Source organism: Pseudomonas sp. REB1044 (genome assembly GCF_038813925.1).
GTDB classification, from domain to species: Bacteria; Pseudomonadota; Gammaproteobacteria; order Pseudomonadales; family Pseudomonadaceae; genus Aquipseudomonas; species Aquipseudomonas boreofloridensis.
Genome location: NZ_CP046139.1, coordinates 3,280,602 through 3,297,984 on the forward strand (window position 1 = coordinate 3,280,602; position 17,383 = coordinate 3,297,984).

Here is a 17,383-nt window from a genome sequence, read left to right on the forward strand (position 1 = left end):
TTCAGTTCCGCCGAGTCGCGCGCCGGCTGCGGTAGGTGTCAAGGACCACGGCGATGACGATCACCGCACCGGTGATGATGCGCTTGGTCGGCTCGGAGGCGCCGATCTGCGCCAGGCCTGCGGCCAGCACGGAGATAATCAGCACGCCGAAGAAGGTGCTGATGATCGAGCCGCGTCCGCCCATCAGGCTGGTGCCACCGATCACCACGGCGGCGATCACCTGCAACTCCAGACCGGAGCCGGCATTGGGGTCTGCCGCCTCCAGGCGGGAAATCTGGAACAACGCGGCGAGCCCGGCGAGCAGGCCCATCAAGGCGAACACCAGCACTTTATAGGGGCGCGGATCGATACCAGCCAGGCGCACCGCTTCTTCGTTGGTGCCGATACCGATCAGGTAGCGGCCGAACACGGTGCGAGTGAGCACCAGTTGTGCCAGCAGGATCACCAGCAAGGCAATGATGAACGCTGGCGAGATGCCGAACGCAATGGGGTCGGAGAACCAGGCGAAGGCATCGCCAATGTAGGCAGTACGCGAGTCGGTGAACTGATAGGCCAGGCCCCGCGCCATTTCCAGCACGCCAAGCGAGACGATGAACGAGGGAATGCGCCAGGCCACGGTCACCGCGCCGGTGATGCTGCCGGCCAGGGCGGCGATGGCCATGCCCAGCAGCGCGGCGGGCACCACGCTCCAGCCCCAGCCAAGAATGGCGACACTGACGGTGGACGCCGCCAACGCCAGCACCGAGCCGACCGACAGGTCGATGCCTCCGATGATCAGCACGAAGGTCATGCCGACCGCCAGCACCATCAGGTCGGGAATCTGATTGGCCAAGGTGCTGAATGTGGCGTAGGACAAGAAATGGCTGCTGAGGAACGAGAACAGCACGATCATCGCCAGCAAGGCGCCCGCCAGCCCCAGGTAAGTGCCCAGGCCGAAGTAGGTGCCGGAGCGGCGAGCCGGCTTGCTGCCAGCGGAGTCGAGGGTGGGAGTTTTCATGCGTCCATCCTGGGAGCTGCCTCATGCAGCAGTGCGTCACGTTTCTGGTAACCGGCGAAGGCAGCGGCGAGGATCTGATCCTGGCTCCAGCCATCACGGTCGAAGGTCTCGATCAGGCGACCGGCCGAGAGCACGGCGATTCGGTCGCAAATCAGCATAAGTTCGCGCAGGTCGCTGGACACCACCACCAGCGCCTTGCCCTGACGCGCCAGCTCGGCCAACAGGCCATAGATGTCGAACTTGGCGCCCACATCGATGCCGCGGGTCGGCTCGTCGAACATCAGCACCTGGCAGTCGCGCTCCAGCCAGCGACCAATCACTACCTTCTGCTGATTGCCCCCGGACAGCTCGCCCACCGCCTGGGCTGGGCTCGCGCTACGGATACGCATGGCGGCGATCTGTCGTTCGGCCAGTTCGCGCTCGGCCTGTGCGTCGAGCACTCCACACCGGGACACGGCCCCCAGGTTGCCCAAGGCCACGTTGGCGCTGATCGAGTGCGGCAGCAGCAAACCTTCGCCCTTGCGGTCCTCGGTGATCAGGGCAATCCCCGCGCGCACGGCGGCCTTCGGCGAATCGATGGTCACTGGGCGCAGGGGCTGGCCAAGCTGGATACAGCCGCTGTCGGCACGATCAGCGCCATAGATCAGCCGCAATAGTTCGGTGCGCCCGGCACCGATCAGACCGGAAATGCCGAAGATCTCCCCGGCGCGAACCTCGAACGAGACATCGCGCACTTTATCGGCACGATTCATGTGTTCGACCTTGAGCAGCGGCGCGCCGATCTCCCGGCGACCCAGGTCGATATGCTCGCCCACTTCGCGGCCGACCATCAGGTTGACCAGCTCGTTGCTGCTGTAGCGGGCGATCGGCTCGGCGCACACCAGCTTGCCATCGCGCAACACGGCGATGCGTTGCGAAACCCGCTGCAGCTCTTCCAATCGATGGGAGATGTAGACGATGGCCACGCCGCGCTGACGCAGACGCTCGATCTGGGTGAACAGCAGCTCAACTTCGCGAGCCGTGAGCATGGCCGTGGGCTCGTCGAAGATCAGTACGTGGCAATCGCCAATCAGGTTGCGGGCAATTTCGACCATTTGCTGATGGCCGATGCCCAGCTCGCCGACCGGAGTATCGGGATCGATGGCCTCCAGCCCCACCTGCGCCATGGCCGCCGTCGCCAATTGGCGTAGGCGCTTCTGGCTGATCCAGCCGGCGCGACTGGGCAAGTTGTCGAGGAACAGGTTCTCGGCGACGGTCAGGGTCGGCAGCAGGTTCAGCTCTTGCATCACCATGCGCACGCCGAGCCGCTCGGCCTCGCTGCGGCTAGCCGGGCTGTAGGGCTGGCCGCGGTAGCTCATGTGCCCAGTGGTCGGGGTTTCCAGGCCACTGATGAGCTTGGACAGGGTGCTCTTGCCGGCACCGTTCTCGCCGGTCAGGGCAAGCACCTCGCCGGCATGCAACTGCAAGGTGACATCGCCAAGCACGGGCTGGGCGTAAGTCTTGCCCAGCCCGCTGACGGCAAGCACCACTTCATTGGCCGATACGGACATGGCCACTTCTCTCCTGAATTGACTCTACGCGCCCCGCGAGGCGCGCAACGGTCACTCGGTGATCAACTTCACCGGGGTCTGGATCACATTGTCGGCATCGACATCGGGCTTCTCGCCCTTGACCATCTTCAGCGCCGCCTGAATACCGAACACCGCTTGCTGGCTGGCGGCCTGATCGAGGGTGGCGAGTACCCGGCCATCCTTGAGCATCGGTTTGATCGCGTTGATGTTGTCGTACCCGACCACCTGCACTTTGCCGGCCTTGCCAGCCGCGCGCACGGCTGAAAACGCGCCCAAAGCCATGCTGTCGTTGCCGGCCAGCAGCGCTTTGAGGTCGGGGTATGCATTGAGCATCGAGGCGGCGACCGCATTGCCCTTGTCGATTTCCCAGTTGCCGGACTGCACCGAGACGATCTTCATCTGCGCAGCGTCCATCGCATCCTTGAAACCTGCGGTGCGCTGCTGAGCATTGGTGGTGGTCGATACTCCTTCGATGATGCCGACTTCATCGCCAGCCTTGAGTTTTTCCTTGACCAGGTACTCGCCGACCATACGTGCACCCTTGCGGTTGTCGGGGCCGACGAAGGGCACGCTGATGCCCTTGCTCTTGAGCAGCTCAGGATCGAGGCGGTTGTCGATATTGATGACCACGACACCGCGGTCCATGGCTTTCTTCACCGCCGATACCAGCGCCTTTGAATCGGCCGGCGCGATGACCAGCGCCTTGGCACCCGCATTGACCATCTGTTCGACGATGCGGATTTGCTCACCGGTGTCGGTTTCGTTCTTGATGCCGTTGGCGATCAGCTCGAATTCGTCGGCATGGCTTTTCTGATAGTCCTTGGCGCCGTCTTCCATGGTGCGGAAGAACTCATTGGCCAGCGACTTCATGACCAGCGCCACTTTCGGTTTGTCTTCGGCGTGCGCCGCAGGCAGCGAGACGGCAAGCGAGAGTGTGGAGAGTACGGCAATGGCCAGCAGACGGCCGGGGAATGGCATTTTCATTGGATCAACTCCGAATCTTGTGTTTTTTATCGGATCGCAAACGTTTGCGTTGGCTCACTATGAGAACGGTGGTCTGTTTTGTCAAATGACATCGCGCCAGACGCTTGCCGCTGCATTCACGGAGTTTATCCGCCTGAAGAGTCGGAATGCCGAATAACTTTCATCGAACCGTTCGGGACTTCGAACATAAACAGCAGCGGGTCTCACGGGTAATCACTGCCCCGTCGCATTTGGGCTCACACTTCCCGCTTTGGTACGGAACATGCCTACATTGCTGCGCGAATAAAACAACCATCTCATTTGGAAGAGAGAAGAAAAATGCAGACCGCAGCACTCAAGACCCTCGCCCCCACTGCCCTCGCCCTGCTCCTGGCCCTGCCGCTGTCGGTCAGCGCGAAAGAAGCCGAGCAGCAGCAGAAGCTCGCCAACGTGGTCATCCTCGCCACCGGCGGTACCATCGCCGGTGCCGGCGCCAGCGCAGCCAACAGTGCCACGTACCAAGCCGCCAAGATGGGCATCGACAAGCTGATCGCCGGCCTACCGGAACTGGCCGACATCGCCAACGTGCGCGGTGAGCAGGTGATGCAGATCGCTTCGGAAAGCATCAGCAACGACGACCTGCTCAAACTGGCCAAGCGCGTCGCCGAGTTGGCCGACAGCAGCGACGTCGATGGCATCGTCATCACCCACGGCACCGACACCCTGGAAGAAACGGCCTACTTCCTCAACTTGGTGGAAAAGACCGACAAGCCGATCGTGGTGGTGGGCTCCATGCGCCCGGGTACCGCGATGTCCGCCGATGGCATGCTCAACCTCTACAACGCCGTGGCTGTGGCAGGCGACAAGCAGTCGCGCGGCAAAGGCGTACTGGTGACCCTGAACGACGAAATCCAGTCCGGTCGCGACGTGAGCAAAGCGGTCAACATCAAGACCGAGGCCTTCAAGAGCGCCTGGGGTCCGATGGGCATGGTGGTCGAGGGTAAATCGTACTGGTTCCGTCTGCCGGCCAAGCGCCACACCCTCAACTCCGAGTTCGACATCAAGCAGATCAGCAGCCTGCCCCAAGTGGACATCGCCTATGGCTACGGCAACGTGACCGACACCGCCTACAAAGCGCTGGCCCAGAACGGCGCGAAGGCGCTGATCCATGCCGGTACGGGCAACGGCTCGGTCTCGTCGCGGGTCGTGCCGGCCTTGCAGGAACTGCGCAAGAATGGCGTGCAGATCATCCGCTCGTCCCACGTCAACCAAGGTGGTTTCGTGCTGCGTAACGCAGAACAACCCGATGACAAGAACGACTGGGTAGTCGCCCACGATCTCAATCCGCAAAAAGCACGGATCCTGGCGATGGTCGCAATGACCAAGACCCAGGACAGCAAAGAGTTGCAGCGGATCTTCTGGGAGTACTGATTGCCAATGGGCGCAAGGCTGGTGCATCGGGCACTGGCCTTCGCCTCATCGACGTGTCGAGTGGGCGAACCTACGCCAGCGCTCACCCTGCCCTCTACCATCAGCAGCTACAAAACCTGAGCTTATACCCGACACGCTGTTGCGAAAAAACGGACGGTGAAATACTGTACGCGCATACAGCAAAACAAGGAAAAGCTCCATGGCCAGTCCCGCCGCTGCACCCAGCAGCTACGCGCAATTGGGCACCCGTATCCAGAAGATCATCAACAGCCCCATGGCCCAGCGCAGCCGCGCCGCGCTGATCTTCCGCCTGGAACATGAGTCGCCCGACGATTGGGAAACCCTGCTCGGAGAAATTGCCGAGAACGACAACGTCACCCTTGCCCACCGCGACGATGGTGGCATCCAGATCTTCTGGACCGTTCCCAAGGACGACTGATACTGCCGGCCTTACCCCACCTCCCCCGACTACCGAACGATGATGTTGCGTTGACCCATGAAAAGACTGTTGTCCGTTGTTGCCCTGCTCCTGTTCGTCACCCCCCCGCCCTTGCCGCCCCTCCAGCGACCTTCGCTGAAGCCAAGGTGGTCGCCAAACAAAAGATTTACCTCGACCAGGCCAGCAGTGCCATGGGTGACCTGTACTGCGGCTGCCAATGGACCTGGGTGGGCAAATCCGGCGGGCGGATCGATCCCGCCTCCTGCGGCCTGCAGCCGCGCAAGCAAGCCAACCGCGCCGAGCGCACCGAGTGGGAGCACATCGTGCCCGCCTGGACCTTCGGCCATCAGCGCCAGTGCTGGAAGAACGGTGGCCGCGAGCACTGCGTGGACGACGACCCGGTGTTCCGCGCCATGGAGGCCGACCTGTTCAATCTGTATCCGGCCGTAGGCGAAGTGAACGGCGACCGCAGCAATTTCAACTACGGCATGGCTTCTGGCGTCGGGCCGCAGTACGGCCAGTGCAAGACCCGCGTGGACTTCAACCAACGGGCTGCCGAGCCGCGCGACGAGGTCAAGGGCTTGGTGGCGCGTACCACCTTCTACATGTTCGATCGCTACGGCCTGAACATGTCGCGTCAACAGCAGCAACTGCTGATGGCCTGGGACAAGCAGTACCCCGTCTCAGCGTGGGAGCGTGAACGCGACGGTCGTATCGCTGCGGTCATGGGCCATGGCAATCCGTTCGTCAGCGGCGAGCGACGCTGGGTCGCTGGCTACAAGACCGTCGGCGATGGCGTGGTCAGCCGTCTGCCGGACACCCCGGCCAAACCCTCGACCCCGACGCCGCAGCCCAAGGCGGGAACGGGGTCGGCTGGCATGATTGTCGGCAACCAGAACAGCCGGGTCTATCACCTGCCTACGGGCTGCCCGAGCTATGGCCAGGTATCGGCGAAGAACCTGGTGACATTCGAATCCGAGTCCCAGGCCCAGTCGGCGGGTTATCGCAAGGCCGGCAACTGCCGCTGAGCGCTGGGAGCGATGATTCGAGGGCCGCTTGGCGGCCTTTGGGTCAGGCGATGACGACCTGTCCGTCGGCCAGCCCCTGGCTGGCGACGCCCACCAAGGTCACGCTGTCGGCGCCGAAACTGAGCAGCAGATCATCGCCCGCCCGGCTCAGGTGATCGCGCCAGTCCGGCAGCGCAGTCCCCCCCTCCACACCGATGAACACCAGTCGATCCTGCGCGCTGAAGTCCAGCACACGATCCTGGCCGAAATGCCCGCTGAACAGGAAGGTGTCGCGTCCAGCGCCGCCACTGAGCACATCGTTGCCGGTGCCGCCGATCAAGACGTCGTCGCCGGCACCTCCTGCCAGCCGGTCATCCCCGGCCAAGCCGAACAACCAACTGCCCTGCGAACCGGCCTGCAGGTGATCGGCGCCCTGGCTGCCTTGCAGCGACAGCGCGTAGGGTTCGACTTTGCCGCTGCTCAGTAGCCCCTGCTCCGTCACCGCATGGGACACCTCCTTGCGCAGGAGCATCAGGCTGGCTTCCTTGCTGACCAGCGCCTCGACGTTGCGCACCAGGCTGATACCGCCGGCGGCATCGCGCACGTAGAGCGTGCCCTGGCCATCGCGGGCAATTGCAACGCTGGCCAGCGCATTGTCGAGCTGCAAGGTGTCATGACCCGAACCACCGTCGATCATGTTGAAGCCGCCGCCATCGCGGAAGGTATCGTTACCCGCGCCGCCGTCCAGATAATCGTTGCCGCGTCCGCCCTGGATCAGGTCATCCTGGCTGGAGCCGACGATGAAGGTGCTGCCGGTGTGAGGCTCGGCATTGCGATTCAGATCCTGGACCCAGGTCGAGCCGCGGGTGACGTCGGACAAGTGACTGACCACGACGGTCGAGTCGCGGCTGGTCCATTGATAGAACGGCGAATCGACGACCCTGCTCAGGCCGTCGGTATAGGCACCCGGCAGGTGCGACAGCCAGGTGGCGATGTTACCGATGGAGAACGGCAGCAGATTCCAGGCGTCGGAAGCGTAGTGATCGTTGAAATTGACGAGGTTATCGGTGGTCGAGGGCTTGGCGGCATCGTGCACGCCCAGCGTAGCCCAGGTCACCGAGGTGCCGTCGAGCACGCGGAACACCGGATCGTTCTCGTAGCCAATGTTGAGCACTTGGCTGGCATCGGCAGCCTGGGTCGGCGAGGCAAAGGCCAGATAGCGGGCCTGCTGATAGAAACCGTCCCACCGGCTGGCGCTCAAGTCGGCCAGACTGTTGACCGCCAGCCCGCCCAGGCTGTGTCCGGTGACGGTGATGTCCGCGCCGGTGAGGCCATGGGCACGGGCCAACGTGGCGACATCGCCGAGCAGGCGATCGAAGGCGTTGCCGGCATAGTTACGCGCATAGTCGGCCGGGCCAATGGCAGCCAGCAGGTCGTTGATGGCATCGCCGAGGGTATCGCCGATCAGGTTTTCCCGCGGGCCGCTGGTGCCGCGAAAGGCGATACCGATGGCACTGAGTTGACCCTCGGCGCCGTAGCGACCCAGCACCTCCACCTGCGCGCTGGTATAGCCCGCCGCCTCGCCATGGAACGTGCCACGGGCATCGGTCTTGCCCTGATAGCCCAGTTGCGCGGCGCTGATCGGCGTCCATCCGGCGGCTTTGACCTGCGCCAGGGCGCGGGCTTCGGCATCGGGGTTCCAGGGGATGCCAGGGATCACGCCTTGGCTGTCGGTACCACCGATCAGCGCCTTGACCAACGTCGCTGGCAAACCCAGGCCGAAGCCGTGTTTCTCGTAGCCGGCAATGAAGCCATCGTCGATGGCGTGATACGCGTAACTGGCCAGCAGCAAGGCGTCTTTGAACAGCGCAGATGAAGTCGCGGAGTCGAGTTGACGGTAATCGAACAGTGGCATGGGTGACGTCCTTGTAATGAGACAGAGAAAAGCCCCGGTGACATCGTCCAATGACACATCCGGGGCATCTGGTAACGCTGGCACGAGACCGGTGAGTCAGCCAACCCTGCGGCACTGACGTTCATGCCAAATCCAAGGACATATTCGCTGACTGCAAAACTGTACATACATACAGATAAAGCTTGCGTGAGCGCGTTGGCTTGCCCATCCTAGCGTCCATCGTCTCTGATCAAGCGTTCACCGCCATGCGTCTTTTTCTCTGTGAAAAGCCTTCCCAAGCCAAGGATATCGCCAAGGTACTGGGCGCCAACCGCAAGGCCGACGGCTGCTGGCAGGGCACCGATGTGTGCGTGACCTGGTGCATTGGCCACCTGCTGGAAGCCGCACCGCCAGACAGCTACGACGCCCGCTATAAACGCTGGACGCTGGACGACCTGCCGATCATCCCCGAACGCTGGAAGATGCTGGTCAAGCCAAAGACCGCCAGCCAGTTCAAGGCGGTCAAGCGCTTGCTGGGCGAAGCCCGCGAGCTGGTGATCGCCACCGACGCCGACCGTGAAGGGGAAATGATCGCCCGTGAATTGGTCGAGCACTGTCGTTATCGCGGCCCGGTCCAGCGCCTCTGGCTGTCGGCACTGGACGACGCCTCGATCCGCAAGGCCCTGGGCCAGTTACGCCCAGGCAGCGACACGTTCAGCCTCTACCATTGCGCGTTGGGCCGCTCCCGGGCGGACTGGCTGATCGGCATGAACATGAGCCGCTTGTTCACGCTGCTCGGGCGTCAGTCGGGCTATCAAGGCGTGCTGCCAGTGGGCAGGGTACAGACCCCAACGCTGCGCTTGGTCGTGGACCGTGATCGCAGCATCGCCCACTTCGTACCCGTGGCCTATTGGGCCATCGAAGCGCAGCTTTCCCATGCCGACAGTCTGTTCAGCGCGCACTGGCGCGCACCGCAAGAGGCTTGCGACGACCAGGGCCGCTGCCTGAACCAGGCGCTGGCCCAGCTCGCGGCGAGCCAGATGCAGGCCGCCGGCAGCGCCCGGGTACTCAAGGTGCAGACCGAGCGCGTACGCGAGGCGGCGCCGCTGCCCTTCGACCTCGGCACGCTGCAGGAGCTGTGCTCGAAGAAGTTCGGCCTGGGGGCACAGGAAACCCTGGATATTGCCCAGGCGCTGTACGAAACCCACAAGCTGATCACCTACCCGCGCAGCGACTGCGGCTACCTGCCTGTCAGCCAGCACGCAGAGGCGCCCGCCATTCTCGCGGCGCTGCAACGTGCCGACTCAAGCCTGGCCCCCTGCAACCGTACCTGCAGTCAGAGCGGCGCTCGCGCGCCTGGAACGACGCCAAGGTCAGCGCCCACCACGGCATCATCCCGACCGTCGCAGTCAGCGATCCGGCGCGCCTGCCGCCCAAGCACAAGTCGGTCTACACGCTCATCCGTGCACGCTACCTGGCGCAGTTCCTGCCTCACCACGAATACGACCGTACTCAAGCCGAGCTCGAGTGCGCTGGCCATGCGTTGCGCGCAATCGGCAAGCACATCGTCGAACCCGGATGGCGCCGCGCCTTGCCCGAGGCCCTGAGCTCGACGACCAAGTCCTCCTCGGCCACCGCCACCAAGGGTCGCGAAGCCCCGCCAGTTCAGGTGCTGCCCTCACTGAAACAAGGTGACGACTGCCCCCTCCAGGAGCTGCAACTCAAGGACCTGTGGACCCAGCCGCCCAAGCCCTTCACCGAAGGCGACCTGATCAAGACGATGAAAAATGTCGCCAAGCTGGTGGACGACCCCAAGCTCAAGCAGAAGCTCAAGGAAACCACCGGTATCGGTACCGAAGCCACCCGCGCCAGTATCATTCAAGGCCTGCTCGATCGTGGCTACCTGATCAAGCACGGCAAGGCCCTGTCGGCCACTCCTGCCGCGTTCAGCCTGATCGACGCGGTGCCCAAGGCGATTGCCGACCCTGGCACGACGGCCATCTGGGAGCAAGCGCTGGACATGGTGCAGAACGGTGAAATGAGCCTGGACGAATTCGTCACGCGCCAGTCGGCCTGGATGGGCAAGTTGGTGCAACGCTACGCGGGCATGCGCTTGACCATAAATGGGCCACCCGCGCCCGCCGCCGGCAAGGGCGCGCCATGGAAGAAGAAACGCCGCAGCTCAGGCAAACGCAAGACCAAGACAGGCACCGCCGATACTGGCAAGAGCAAGAGCACCGCACGCCATACCCTCAAGCCGCGCTGAGCCACTGGCACGTGCCGACAATCGCCAGTCACGGGTGTGTCGTCGGCAAGCCGCGGCGCGTCTTGTAGACCAGTTCCCCAGCTCCTTTCCAATCGCTTTCGCAGGCCCCCATGCAAGCACTACTGCAAGAGATCCTCGATCAAGTCCGCCCACTGCTCAGCCAGGGCCAGGTCGCCCAATACATCCCCGCCCTCGCTCAGGTCGACCCCAACCAGCTGGGCATCGCCGTGCAGAGCCTGGACGGCCAGTTGCACTGTGCAGGCGATGCGCGAACGCCCTTCTCGATCCAGAGCATCTCCAAGGTGTTCAGCCTGGTACAGGCGATCAACCACAGTGGCGAGGCCATCTGGTCGCGACTGGGCTACGAGCCCTCCGGGCAGGCGTTCAACTCGCTGGTCCAGTTGGAGGTGGAGAAAGGCCGCCCGCGTAATCCGTTCATCAACGCTGGAGCGCTGGTGATCTGCGATATCAATCAATCGCGTTATGCCACACCGACGCTGTCGATGCGCGACTTCGTCCGGCGCCTGGCGGCCAATCCGCGTATCGTCAGCGACGCAGTGGTCGCCGAATCCGAGTATCAACACCGCGCCCGCAACGCCGCCATGGCCTACCTGATGCAGGCGTTCGGTAATTTCCACAACGATGTCGATGCCGTGCTGCGCAGTTACTTCCACCATTGCGCGCTATCGATGAGCTGCGTAGACGTGGCCCGAGGCTTCGCCTTCTTGGCCAACAGCGGCTACTGCCCACACAGTGGCGAGCAGGTACTGAGCCCGCGTCAGGCACAGCAGGTCAACGCGATCATGGCCACCAGTGGTTTGTACGACGAGGCTGGCAACTTCGCCTACCGGGTTGGCCTGCCAGGCAAGAGCGGCGTAGGCGGCGGTATCGTCGCCGTGGTGCCAGGGCGCTACAGCATCTGCGTGTGGTCACCTGCGCTCAACGCCTCGGGCAACTCACTGGCCGGCATGCGCGTGCTGGAACTGCTCAGCGAGCGAATGACCGGCTCGGTGTTTTCCGCCGTGGCGCAGGAGTTGGCGCGCTGAGGCGGTGCGTTTGGGTCAACCGGAAGGCTACCGACTGTTCGGCCGCAATGGCCAGCCCTGATATCGCCGCGCTTGACTGGCAACCGCGGGTCTCGGCCAGTACCATGGCCGCTCGCGCGCGACGTTTTGCCGCGCTCCTGCCCGCTGCCTGAAAGCCGTCCCATGCCCTTCGAACTCACCGTAGAACCGCTCACCCTGCTGATCCTCACTGCAGTCGCCTTCGTCGCCGGTTTCATCGATGCCATCGCCGGCGGCGGCGGGCTGCTCACCACGCCCGCCCTACTCACCGCCGGCATGCCGCCGCACCTGGTGCTGGGTACCAACAAGCTGAGCTCGACTTTCGGCTCGGCCACTGCAAGCTTCACCTACTACCGCCGTAAGCTGTTCCATCCCGCCCAATGGCGTCGGGCGATTCTCGGCACACTGGTCGGTGCATTGATCGGCGCGGTGGTTGCCCACTACATGCCTGCCGAGTGGCTGAACAAGATGCTGCCGGTGATCGTTTTCGCCTGTGGCCTGTACTTGCTGTTCGGCGGCACGCCCAAGGCCCCCTGGACGCTGAAGCCCCGATCAAGCGGACCTGGCAGTTCCCACAAGGCTTCGGCCTGGGGTTCTACGACGGTGTCGCCGGCCCTGGTACCGGCGCGTTCTGGACCGTGAGCACGCTACTGCTCTACCCCATCGACCTGGTCCGCGCCAGCGGTGTGGCGCGCAGCATGAACTTCGTCAGCAACATTGCAGCGCTGACGGTGTTCATGGTTTCCGGGCAGGTGGATTACATCGTCGGCCTGGCCATGGGCCTGGCGGTGATGGTCGGCGCGTTCTTCGGCGCTCGAACTGCGATCAGCGGCGGCAGCAAGTTCATCCGTCCGGTCTTCATCGCCGTGGTACTGGCGTTGACCGTGCGCCTGGCCTGGCAGCACTGGTTCGGCCAGGCCTGACTCAGGGGTGACGGCATCAGCCGCCGCGGCCTCAGTTGGGCAGCGTCGGCTCGGGCAAGCCCAAACGCCGCGCGACATACAGGTCGATCAAGTAGCGCGCGATGGAACGATTGGCCGGCAGCGGCGGCAGGTCACGCACGTTGAACCAGCGCGCATCTTCGATTTCGTCCGGCTGCATGACGATCTCGCCGCCGGCATACTCGGCGTGGAACCCCAGCATCATCGAATGCGGGAACGGCCAGCACTGGCTGCCCACATAGTGAATGTTACCGACCTCCACCGCGACCTCCTCGCGGACCTCGCGCACCAGGCAATCTTCCGCCGACTCGCCCGGCTCGGCAAATCCGGCCAAGGTGCTGTATACGCCGCTGACGAAACGCGGCGAGCGCGCCAACAGCACCTCGTCGCCCCGTGTCACCAACACGATCATGCTCGGCGAGATGCGCGGATAACTGCGCAGGTCGCAGGCCAGGCAGTGCATCGCCCGTTCCCAGCGGATCTGCGTCATCGGCTGGCCGCAACTGCCACAGAAGCGGTGCTCGCGGGCCCAGGTGCCGATCTGCGCGGCATAGCCAAGCAGCTTGTAGGTCTCGAGGTCGCCTTCGAGCATGAATTGACGCAGGCCGCGCCAAGTCATGCCTGGCACGTCGGTGGCGCTGCGCAGTTCGAGGAGGAAGACCGGCTCGCCGTCGAAATGGCCAATGCCGTGCTCGCAGAGCACGTCCAGCCCTTGGCGCTTGAGCCAGTCGCGTGGAAACAAAGCACCGTTGTCATCCACCAGGAACCCCGCCGGGCTGCGGGCGACGGCCCAGCCACCGGCGATCTGCGGATCGAGTACTGCGGTAGTCCAGCGTGCTGACATGGTCATGGTCCTTCAGGCACGTACGTCGAACGGCTCAGTCGGCGAACGTCGGTTTCTGTTTATTCATGTGGGCCGCCACCGCGACCCGCAAGTCCTGCGATTGCAGCATGGCAGCATTCCAGGTGGCGATGTACTGAAGGCCATCGTCGATGCTGTGGTCACGCATGTAGCTGATCATCTCCTTGGTGCCTGCCACCGCCAGCGGCGATTTTCCGGCTATGTCCCGGGCAATGTCGAATACCGCTTCAAGCAGGGCCGAGGCCTCTTCGTGCACCCGATTCACCAGGCCGATGCGCAGTGCCTCCTGGGCATCGATCATGCGGCCGGTGTAGGCCAGCTCGCGCATCATGCCGTCACCGATGATACGCGGCAAACGTTGCAGAGTGCCGACATCGGCCGCCATGCCCATGTCCACTTCCTTGATCGAGAACTGCGCATCGGCGCTGCAATAGCGCATGTCGCAAGCCGACACCAGATCGATGGCGCCGCCGATGCAATACCCCTGGATCGCCGCCAGTACCGGCTTGCGGCAGCGGTCGACGGCATTGAACGAGGCTTGCAGACGCAAGATGGTGCGACGCAGCAGGCGCGCATTGCGGCCCACATCCGGGCCCATCTCGCCGGCCAACGAGGCCAGCATCATCAAGTCGATACCCGAGGAGAAATGCTTGCCCGCCCCACTGATGACCACTGCCCGTACCGATTCGGTGTCGTCGATCCACTGGAAGATCCTCACCAGCTCGTCCCAGAACGCCGCGTTCATCGCGTTGACCTTGTCCGGGCGGTTGATCTGCACATGGGCGATGTGGTCGGTCAGTTCGACCTTGAAGGCGGTGTACTCGGTCACGGACAGCACTCCTGTGAAGGTGAGGATGGTGCACCGGACTATAGCGCAGCGCCCCGGCGAGACGTGTGCCAAAAGCTGGACTCCCGCCCGCCTGTGCACATCTGCCATCGCCCCCCTAGGCTCTGTTTGAAAAGTCTTGAGACGAAGGTCAGGCAAGGCGAAAACCGCCGAGGAACGGTCGGAGTCGCGCTCGACTTTACGAGCTGTAAATGAGCATTCCGAGGCGGTTTTCAACGCAGCATCACCGAGTATCAAGGCTTTTCAGAAAGAGCCTAGAATAGCCCCACACTTCAAGGAAGGACCCAGCATGGACCTGTTGTTCCTCGGCACCAGCGCCGGCATTCCCACCAAGGCGCGCAACGTCAGTGCCACAGCTGTCATCGAGGCGACCGGTAGCGGCTGGTACCTGGTCGACTGCGGCGAGGCCACTCAACACCAACTGCTGCACACCCCGCTATCGGTACGCGACCTGCGCGCGATCTTCATCACCCATGTGCACGGCGATCACTGCTTCGGCCTGCCCGGCCTGCTGGCCAGCGCGGGGATGTCCGGGCGCCGCGAACCGCTCGATGTGATCCTGCCGACCGCGTTGCACGATTGGGTGCGTCTGGGATTGGCAGTAAGCGACACCTACCTGCCCTTTGAGCTGCGTCTACTGGCGGTGGAAGATTTCGTCGGTTGGCGCTCGGCCAGCGTGCAGGTCAGCGCAGTGCAACTGTCGCACCGGGTGCCCAGTCGGGGCTATGTGTTCACCGAGGTCAACCCGGAACCGCGCCTGGATACGGCACGATTGGAGACCGAGCACATCCCGCGCGGCCCGCTGTGGGGGCAACTGGCGCAGGGCATCGCCGTAGCGCACCAAGGCCGTACCCTCGACCCTCAAGACTATCTGCGTGCCTCCCGCGCCCCGCGCAAGATCATCGTCTGCGGCGACAACGACCGCCCCGAGTTGCTCGCCGAAGTGGCCAAGGACGCGGACGTGCTGGTGCATGAGGCGACCTTCACCCAAGCGCTGATCGAGCGCACCGGCGCCAGCTTCGGCCACAGCAGCGCCGCCGCGATTGCGCAATTCGCCCAGGACGCAGGCGTGCGCAACCTGGTATTGACTCACTTCAGCGCACGCTATCAGGGCGATCCACGGCGCAGCCCGAACATCGATGACATCCGCAATGAAGCCCGCGCTCACTATGACGGCCAACTGATTCTGGCGCAGGATCTGCACCGTTATCACCTCGACCGCAGCGCGCGCTTGTTGCCCGAGGCGAATGTTTGAGCGCGAAATTACGCTGAACTAACGCCTTTACCCGACGATCCTTGACTAGGCGCAGCCAGCGCAAAACGCGCTGGCCAGTACCGCCGAACGACAAGGAGCCGCCATGACCACGACCGTCCATGACCCCTACCGCTGCCGACCCGGGCCGCTGCACGCGACACTGCTGGCCGGCACCGTGCCGTTGTTCCTGGGGGCATTGATCAGCGACATCGCCTACTACCAGAGCATGCAGATTCAATGGAGCAACTTCGCCGCCTGGCTGATCGCCGGCGGCCTGCTGTTCTGCGGCTTGGCGTTCCTGTTCGCGCTGGCCAACCTGGTGCGCGCCGAGCGCAAGGCCGGACGGCCGGTGCTCTACGTGTTGCTGTTGCTGGTGACCTGGGTACTGGGGCTGATCAACGCCTTCGAACACGCCAAGGACGCCTGGGCGGTGATGCCTTCGGGGTTGGTGCTGTCGGTGATCGTCAGCGTGCTGGCGTGCATCGCGACTTGGGTCGGCCTGACCAAACTGCGTTCCGGAGGTGCTGCATGAAAACGCCACTGACGTTGTCCGTTCTGAGCATGAGCCTGCTGCTGACCGCCTGTGGCGGCGACGGCGATGCCACCCAGGCGCGCGGTCCCGATCCGAAGCTGCCTGCCCCGGAACGGGGCTTGCTGCCCAGCATGAAGATCGCCGAGCCCACTCAGTGGGGCGAGCAGAAGCCCACCGTACCCCAGGGCTTCAGCATCACCGCCATCGCCAGCGACCTGAAGATTCCGCGCCAGACGCTGGTGCTGCCCAACGGTGACATCCTGGTTGCCGAGGGTCGCGGCGGCAATGCGGCCAAGCTCAAGCCCAAGGACGTGATCGCCAGCCAGATCAAGGCCAAGGGCAACACCCAGGTCAAGGGCGGTAATCGCCTCACGCTGCTGCGCGACGCCGACGGTGACGGCCGCTACGAAGTGCAGACGGTGTTCGCCGAGAACCTCAACGCGCCCTATGGCCTGGCCTATGCCGACGGCAAGCTGTACGTGGCCAATCAGGATGCGCTGGTGCGTTTCGATTATCAGGACGGCCAGACCAAGGCCACTGGCGCACCCACCACGGTCACCGAACTGCCCTCGGCGATCAACCACCACTGGACCAAGGCGCTGACCATCAGCCCCGACGGCCGCTACCTTTACGTGGGCATTGGCTCGAACAGCAACATCACCGAGCGTGGCATGGAGGTCGAGGTCGATCGGGCGATGGTCTGGCAGATCGACGCCCAGACCGGCGCGCACAAGCCCTACGCCACTGGCCTGCGCAACCCGACCGCGCTGACCATCCAGCCCGACTCCGGTCAACTCTGGGCAGTGGTCAACGAGCGCGACGAACTGGGGCCGGACCTGGTGCCGGACTACCTCACCTCGGTCCGTGAAGGCGCCTTCTACGGCTGGCCCTGGAGCTACTGGGGGCAGAACGTGGACACCCGCGCCCAGCCGCAGAACCCGGCAAAGGTCGCCGCCGCGATCAAACCGGACTACAGCCTTGGCTCGCATGTGGCGGCCCTGGGCGTCGACTTCTCGGTGGCGGCCATGGGCGAGCAGTTCGCCAATGGCGTATTCGTCGGCGAACACGGCAGTTGGAACCGGCCCAACCCGGTGGGCTACAAGGTGATCTTCGTGCCGTTCAGCGATGGCAAGCCAGCGGGCGAGCCGATCGACTTCGCCACCGGCTTTCGTGGCGAAGACGGCAAGACCCGAGGACGCCCAGTCGGGGTGACCGTCGATCCGAAAGGTGCGTTGATCATCGCCGACGATCTGGCCAACACCGTATGGCGAGTCACCCGTAAGCCGTGAGCCTCAGCGGGGGCGGCGGCATGCC

At 63.8% G+C, this 17,383-nt stretch carries 13 protein-coding genes and 2 pseudogenes; 9 read left to right on the plus strand and 6 right to left on the minus strand.

Annotated features, from left to right (window positions below):
- Position 1 precedes the first annotated feature (1 nt).
- Genes GKC70_RS15070 through GKC70_RS15080 form a run of 3 tightly spaced genes read right to left on the minus strand, consistent with a single transcriptional unit; the run spans position 2 to position 3,552 of the window.
- A complete protein-coding gene (locus GKC70_RS15070; protein WP_039576874.1) occupies positions 2-997 on the minus strand; it encodes an ABC transporter permease in 996 nt (331 codons plus the stop codon).
- On the minus strand, positions 994-2,547 hold the full coding sequence (locus GKC70_RS15075) for a sugar ABC transporter ATP-binding protein (protein WP_342649157.1): 1,554 nt from the start codon (positions 2,545-2,547) through the stop codon (positions 994-996). Before GKC70_RS15075 ends, GKC70_RS15070 begins: the two co-directional genes overlap by 4 nt.
- Positions 2,548-2,598: 51 nt before the next feature.
- Positions 2,599-3,552 carry a sugar ABC transporter substrate-binding protein gene (locus GKC70_RS15080; protein WP_342649158.1) on the minus strand — a complete coding sequence of 318 codons (954 nt, stop codon included), beginning with the start codon at positions 3,550-3,552 and terminating at the stop codon, positions 2,599-2,601.
- Positions 3,553-3,870: 318 nt separating this feature from the next.
- On the opposite strand from GKC70_RS15080, the gene GKC70_RS15085 reads away from it, so the two are divergent.
- The 3 genes from GKC70_RS15085 (at position 3,871) to GKC70_RS15095 (ending at position 6,429) form a co-directional block, all read left to right on the plus strand.
- Positions 3,871-4,962: an asparaginase gene (locus tag GKC70_RS15085; protein WP_342649159.1), complete on the plus strand. Its 1,092-nt coding sequence runs from the start codon at positions 3,871-3,873 to the stop codon at positions 4,960-4,962.
- Positions 4,963-5,161: 199 nt separating this feature from the next.
- A complete protein-coding gene (locus tag GKC70_RS15090; protein WP_029613133.1) occupies positions 5,162-5,401 on the plus strand; it encodes a DUF1654 domain-containing protein in 240 nt (79 codons plus the stop codon).
- Between the two features lie 50 nt (positions 5,402-5,451).
- Positions 5,452-6,429 carry an endonuclease gene (locus tag GKC70_RS15095; RefSeq protein ID WP_342649160.1) on the plus strand — a complete coding sequence of 326 codons (978 nt, stop codon included), beginning with the start codon at positions 5,452-5,454 and terminating at the stop codon, positions 6,427-6,429.
- Positions 6,430-6,472: 43 nt separating this feature from the next.
- On the opposite strand, the gene GKC70_RS15100 is transcribed toward GKC70_RS15095, so the two are convergent.
- Positions 6,473-8,323 carry a polyurethanase gene (locus tag GKC70_RS15100; protein ID WP_342649161.1) on the minus strand — a complete coding sequence of 617 codons (1,851 nt, stop codon included), beginning with the start codon at positions 8,321-8,323 and terminating at the stop codon, positions 6,473-6,475.
- Between the two features lie 245 nt (positions 8,324-8,568).
- On the opposite strand from GKC70_RS15100, the pseudogene GKC70_RS15105 reads away from it, so the two are divergent.
- The 3 genes and pseudogenes from GKC70_RS15105 (at position 8,569) to GKC70_RS15115 (ending at position 12,555) form a co-directional block, all read left to right on the plus strand.
- Positions 8,569-10,568 (plus strand): annotated as a pseudogene (locus GKC70_RS15105) (DNA topoisomerase III).
- A gap of 110 nt (positions 10,569-10,678) precedes the next feature.
- Positions 10,679-11,614, plus strand: coding sequence for a glutaminase B (glsB, locus tag GKC70_RS15110; protein ID WP_039576861.1), 936 nt, complete (start codon positions 10,679-10,681; stop codon positions 11,612-11,614).
- 162 nt (positions 11,615-11,776) lie between these two features.
- A pseudogene (locus GKC70_RS15115) lies at positions 11,777-12,555 on the plus strand (TSUP family transporter).
- 31 nt (positions 12,556-12,586) lie between these two features.
- On the opposite strand, the gene nudC reads toward GKC70_RS15115, so the two are convergent.
- Together nudC and GKC70_RS15125 are read right to left on the minus strand one after the other, a co-directional pair.
- Positions 12,587-13,417, minus strand: coding sequence for an NAD(+) diphosphatase (gene nudC, locus GKC70_RS15120; RefSeq protein WP_342649162.1), 831 nt, complete (start codon positions 13,415-13,417; stop codon positions 12,587-12,589).
- A gap of 34 nt (positions 13,418-13,451) precedes the next feature.
- Positions 13,452-14,264, minus strand: a complete 813-nt coding sequence (locus GKC70_RS15125; protein WP_039576855.1) for a crotonase/enoyl-CoA hydratase family protein — start codon at positions 14,262-14,264, stop codon at positions 13,452-13,454.
- Positions 14,265-14,571: 307 nt separating this feature from the next.
- Between GKC70_RS15125 and GKC70_RS15130 the strand changes: the two genes are divergently transcribed.
- The 3 genes from GKC70_RS15130 to GKC70_RS15140 all read left to right on the plus strand — a co-directional run bounded on the left by GKC70_RS15130 (position 14,572) and on the right by GKC70_RS15140 (position 17,358).
- Positions 14,572-15,537, plus strand: a complete 966-nt coding sequence (locus GKC70_RS15130; RefSeq protein ID WP_342649163.1) for a ribonuclease Z — start codon at positions 14,572-14,574, stop codon at positions 15,535-15,537.
- 103 nt (positions 15,538-15,640) lie between these two features.
- Positions 15,641-16,069, plus strand: a complete 429-nt coding sequence (locus GKC70_RS15135) for a DUF2231 domain-containing protein (RefSeq protein WP_342649164.1) — start codon at positions 15,641-15,643, stop codon at positions 16,067-16,069.
- Entirely contained in the window at positions 16,066-17,358 is a 1,293-nt protein-coding gene (locus tag GKC70_RS15140; RefSeq protein ID WP_342649165.1) for a sorbosone dehydrogenase family protein, read from the plus strand. The genes GKC70_RS15135 and GKC70_RS15140 overlap by 4 nt, the downstream gene beginning before the upstream one ends.
- Positions 17,359-17,383 lie beyond the last annotated feature (25 nt).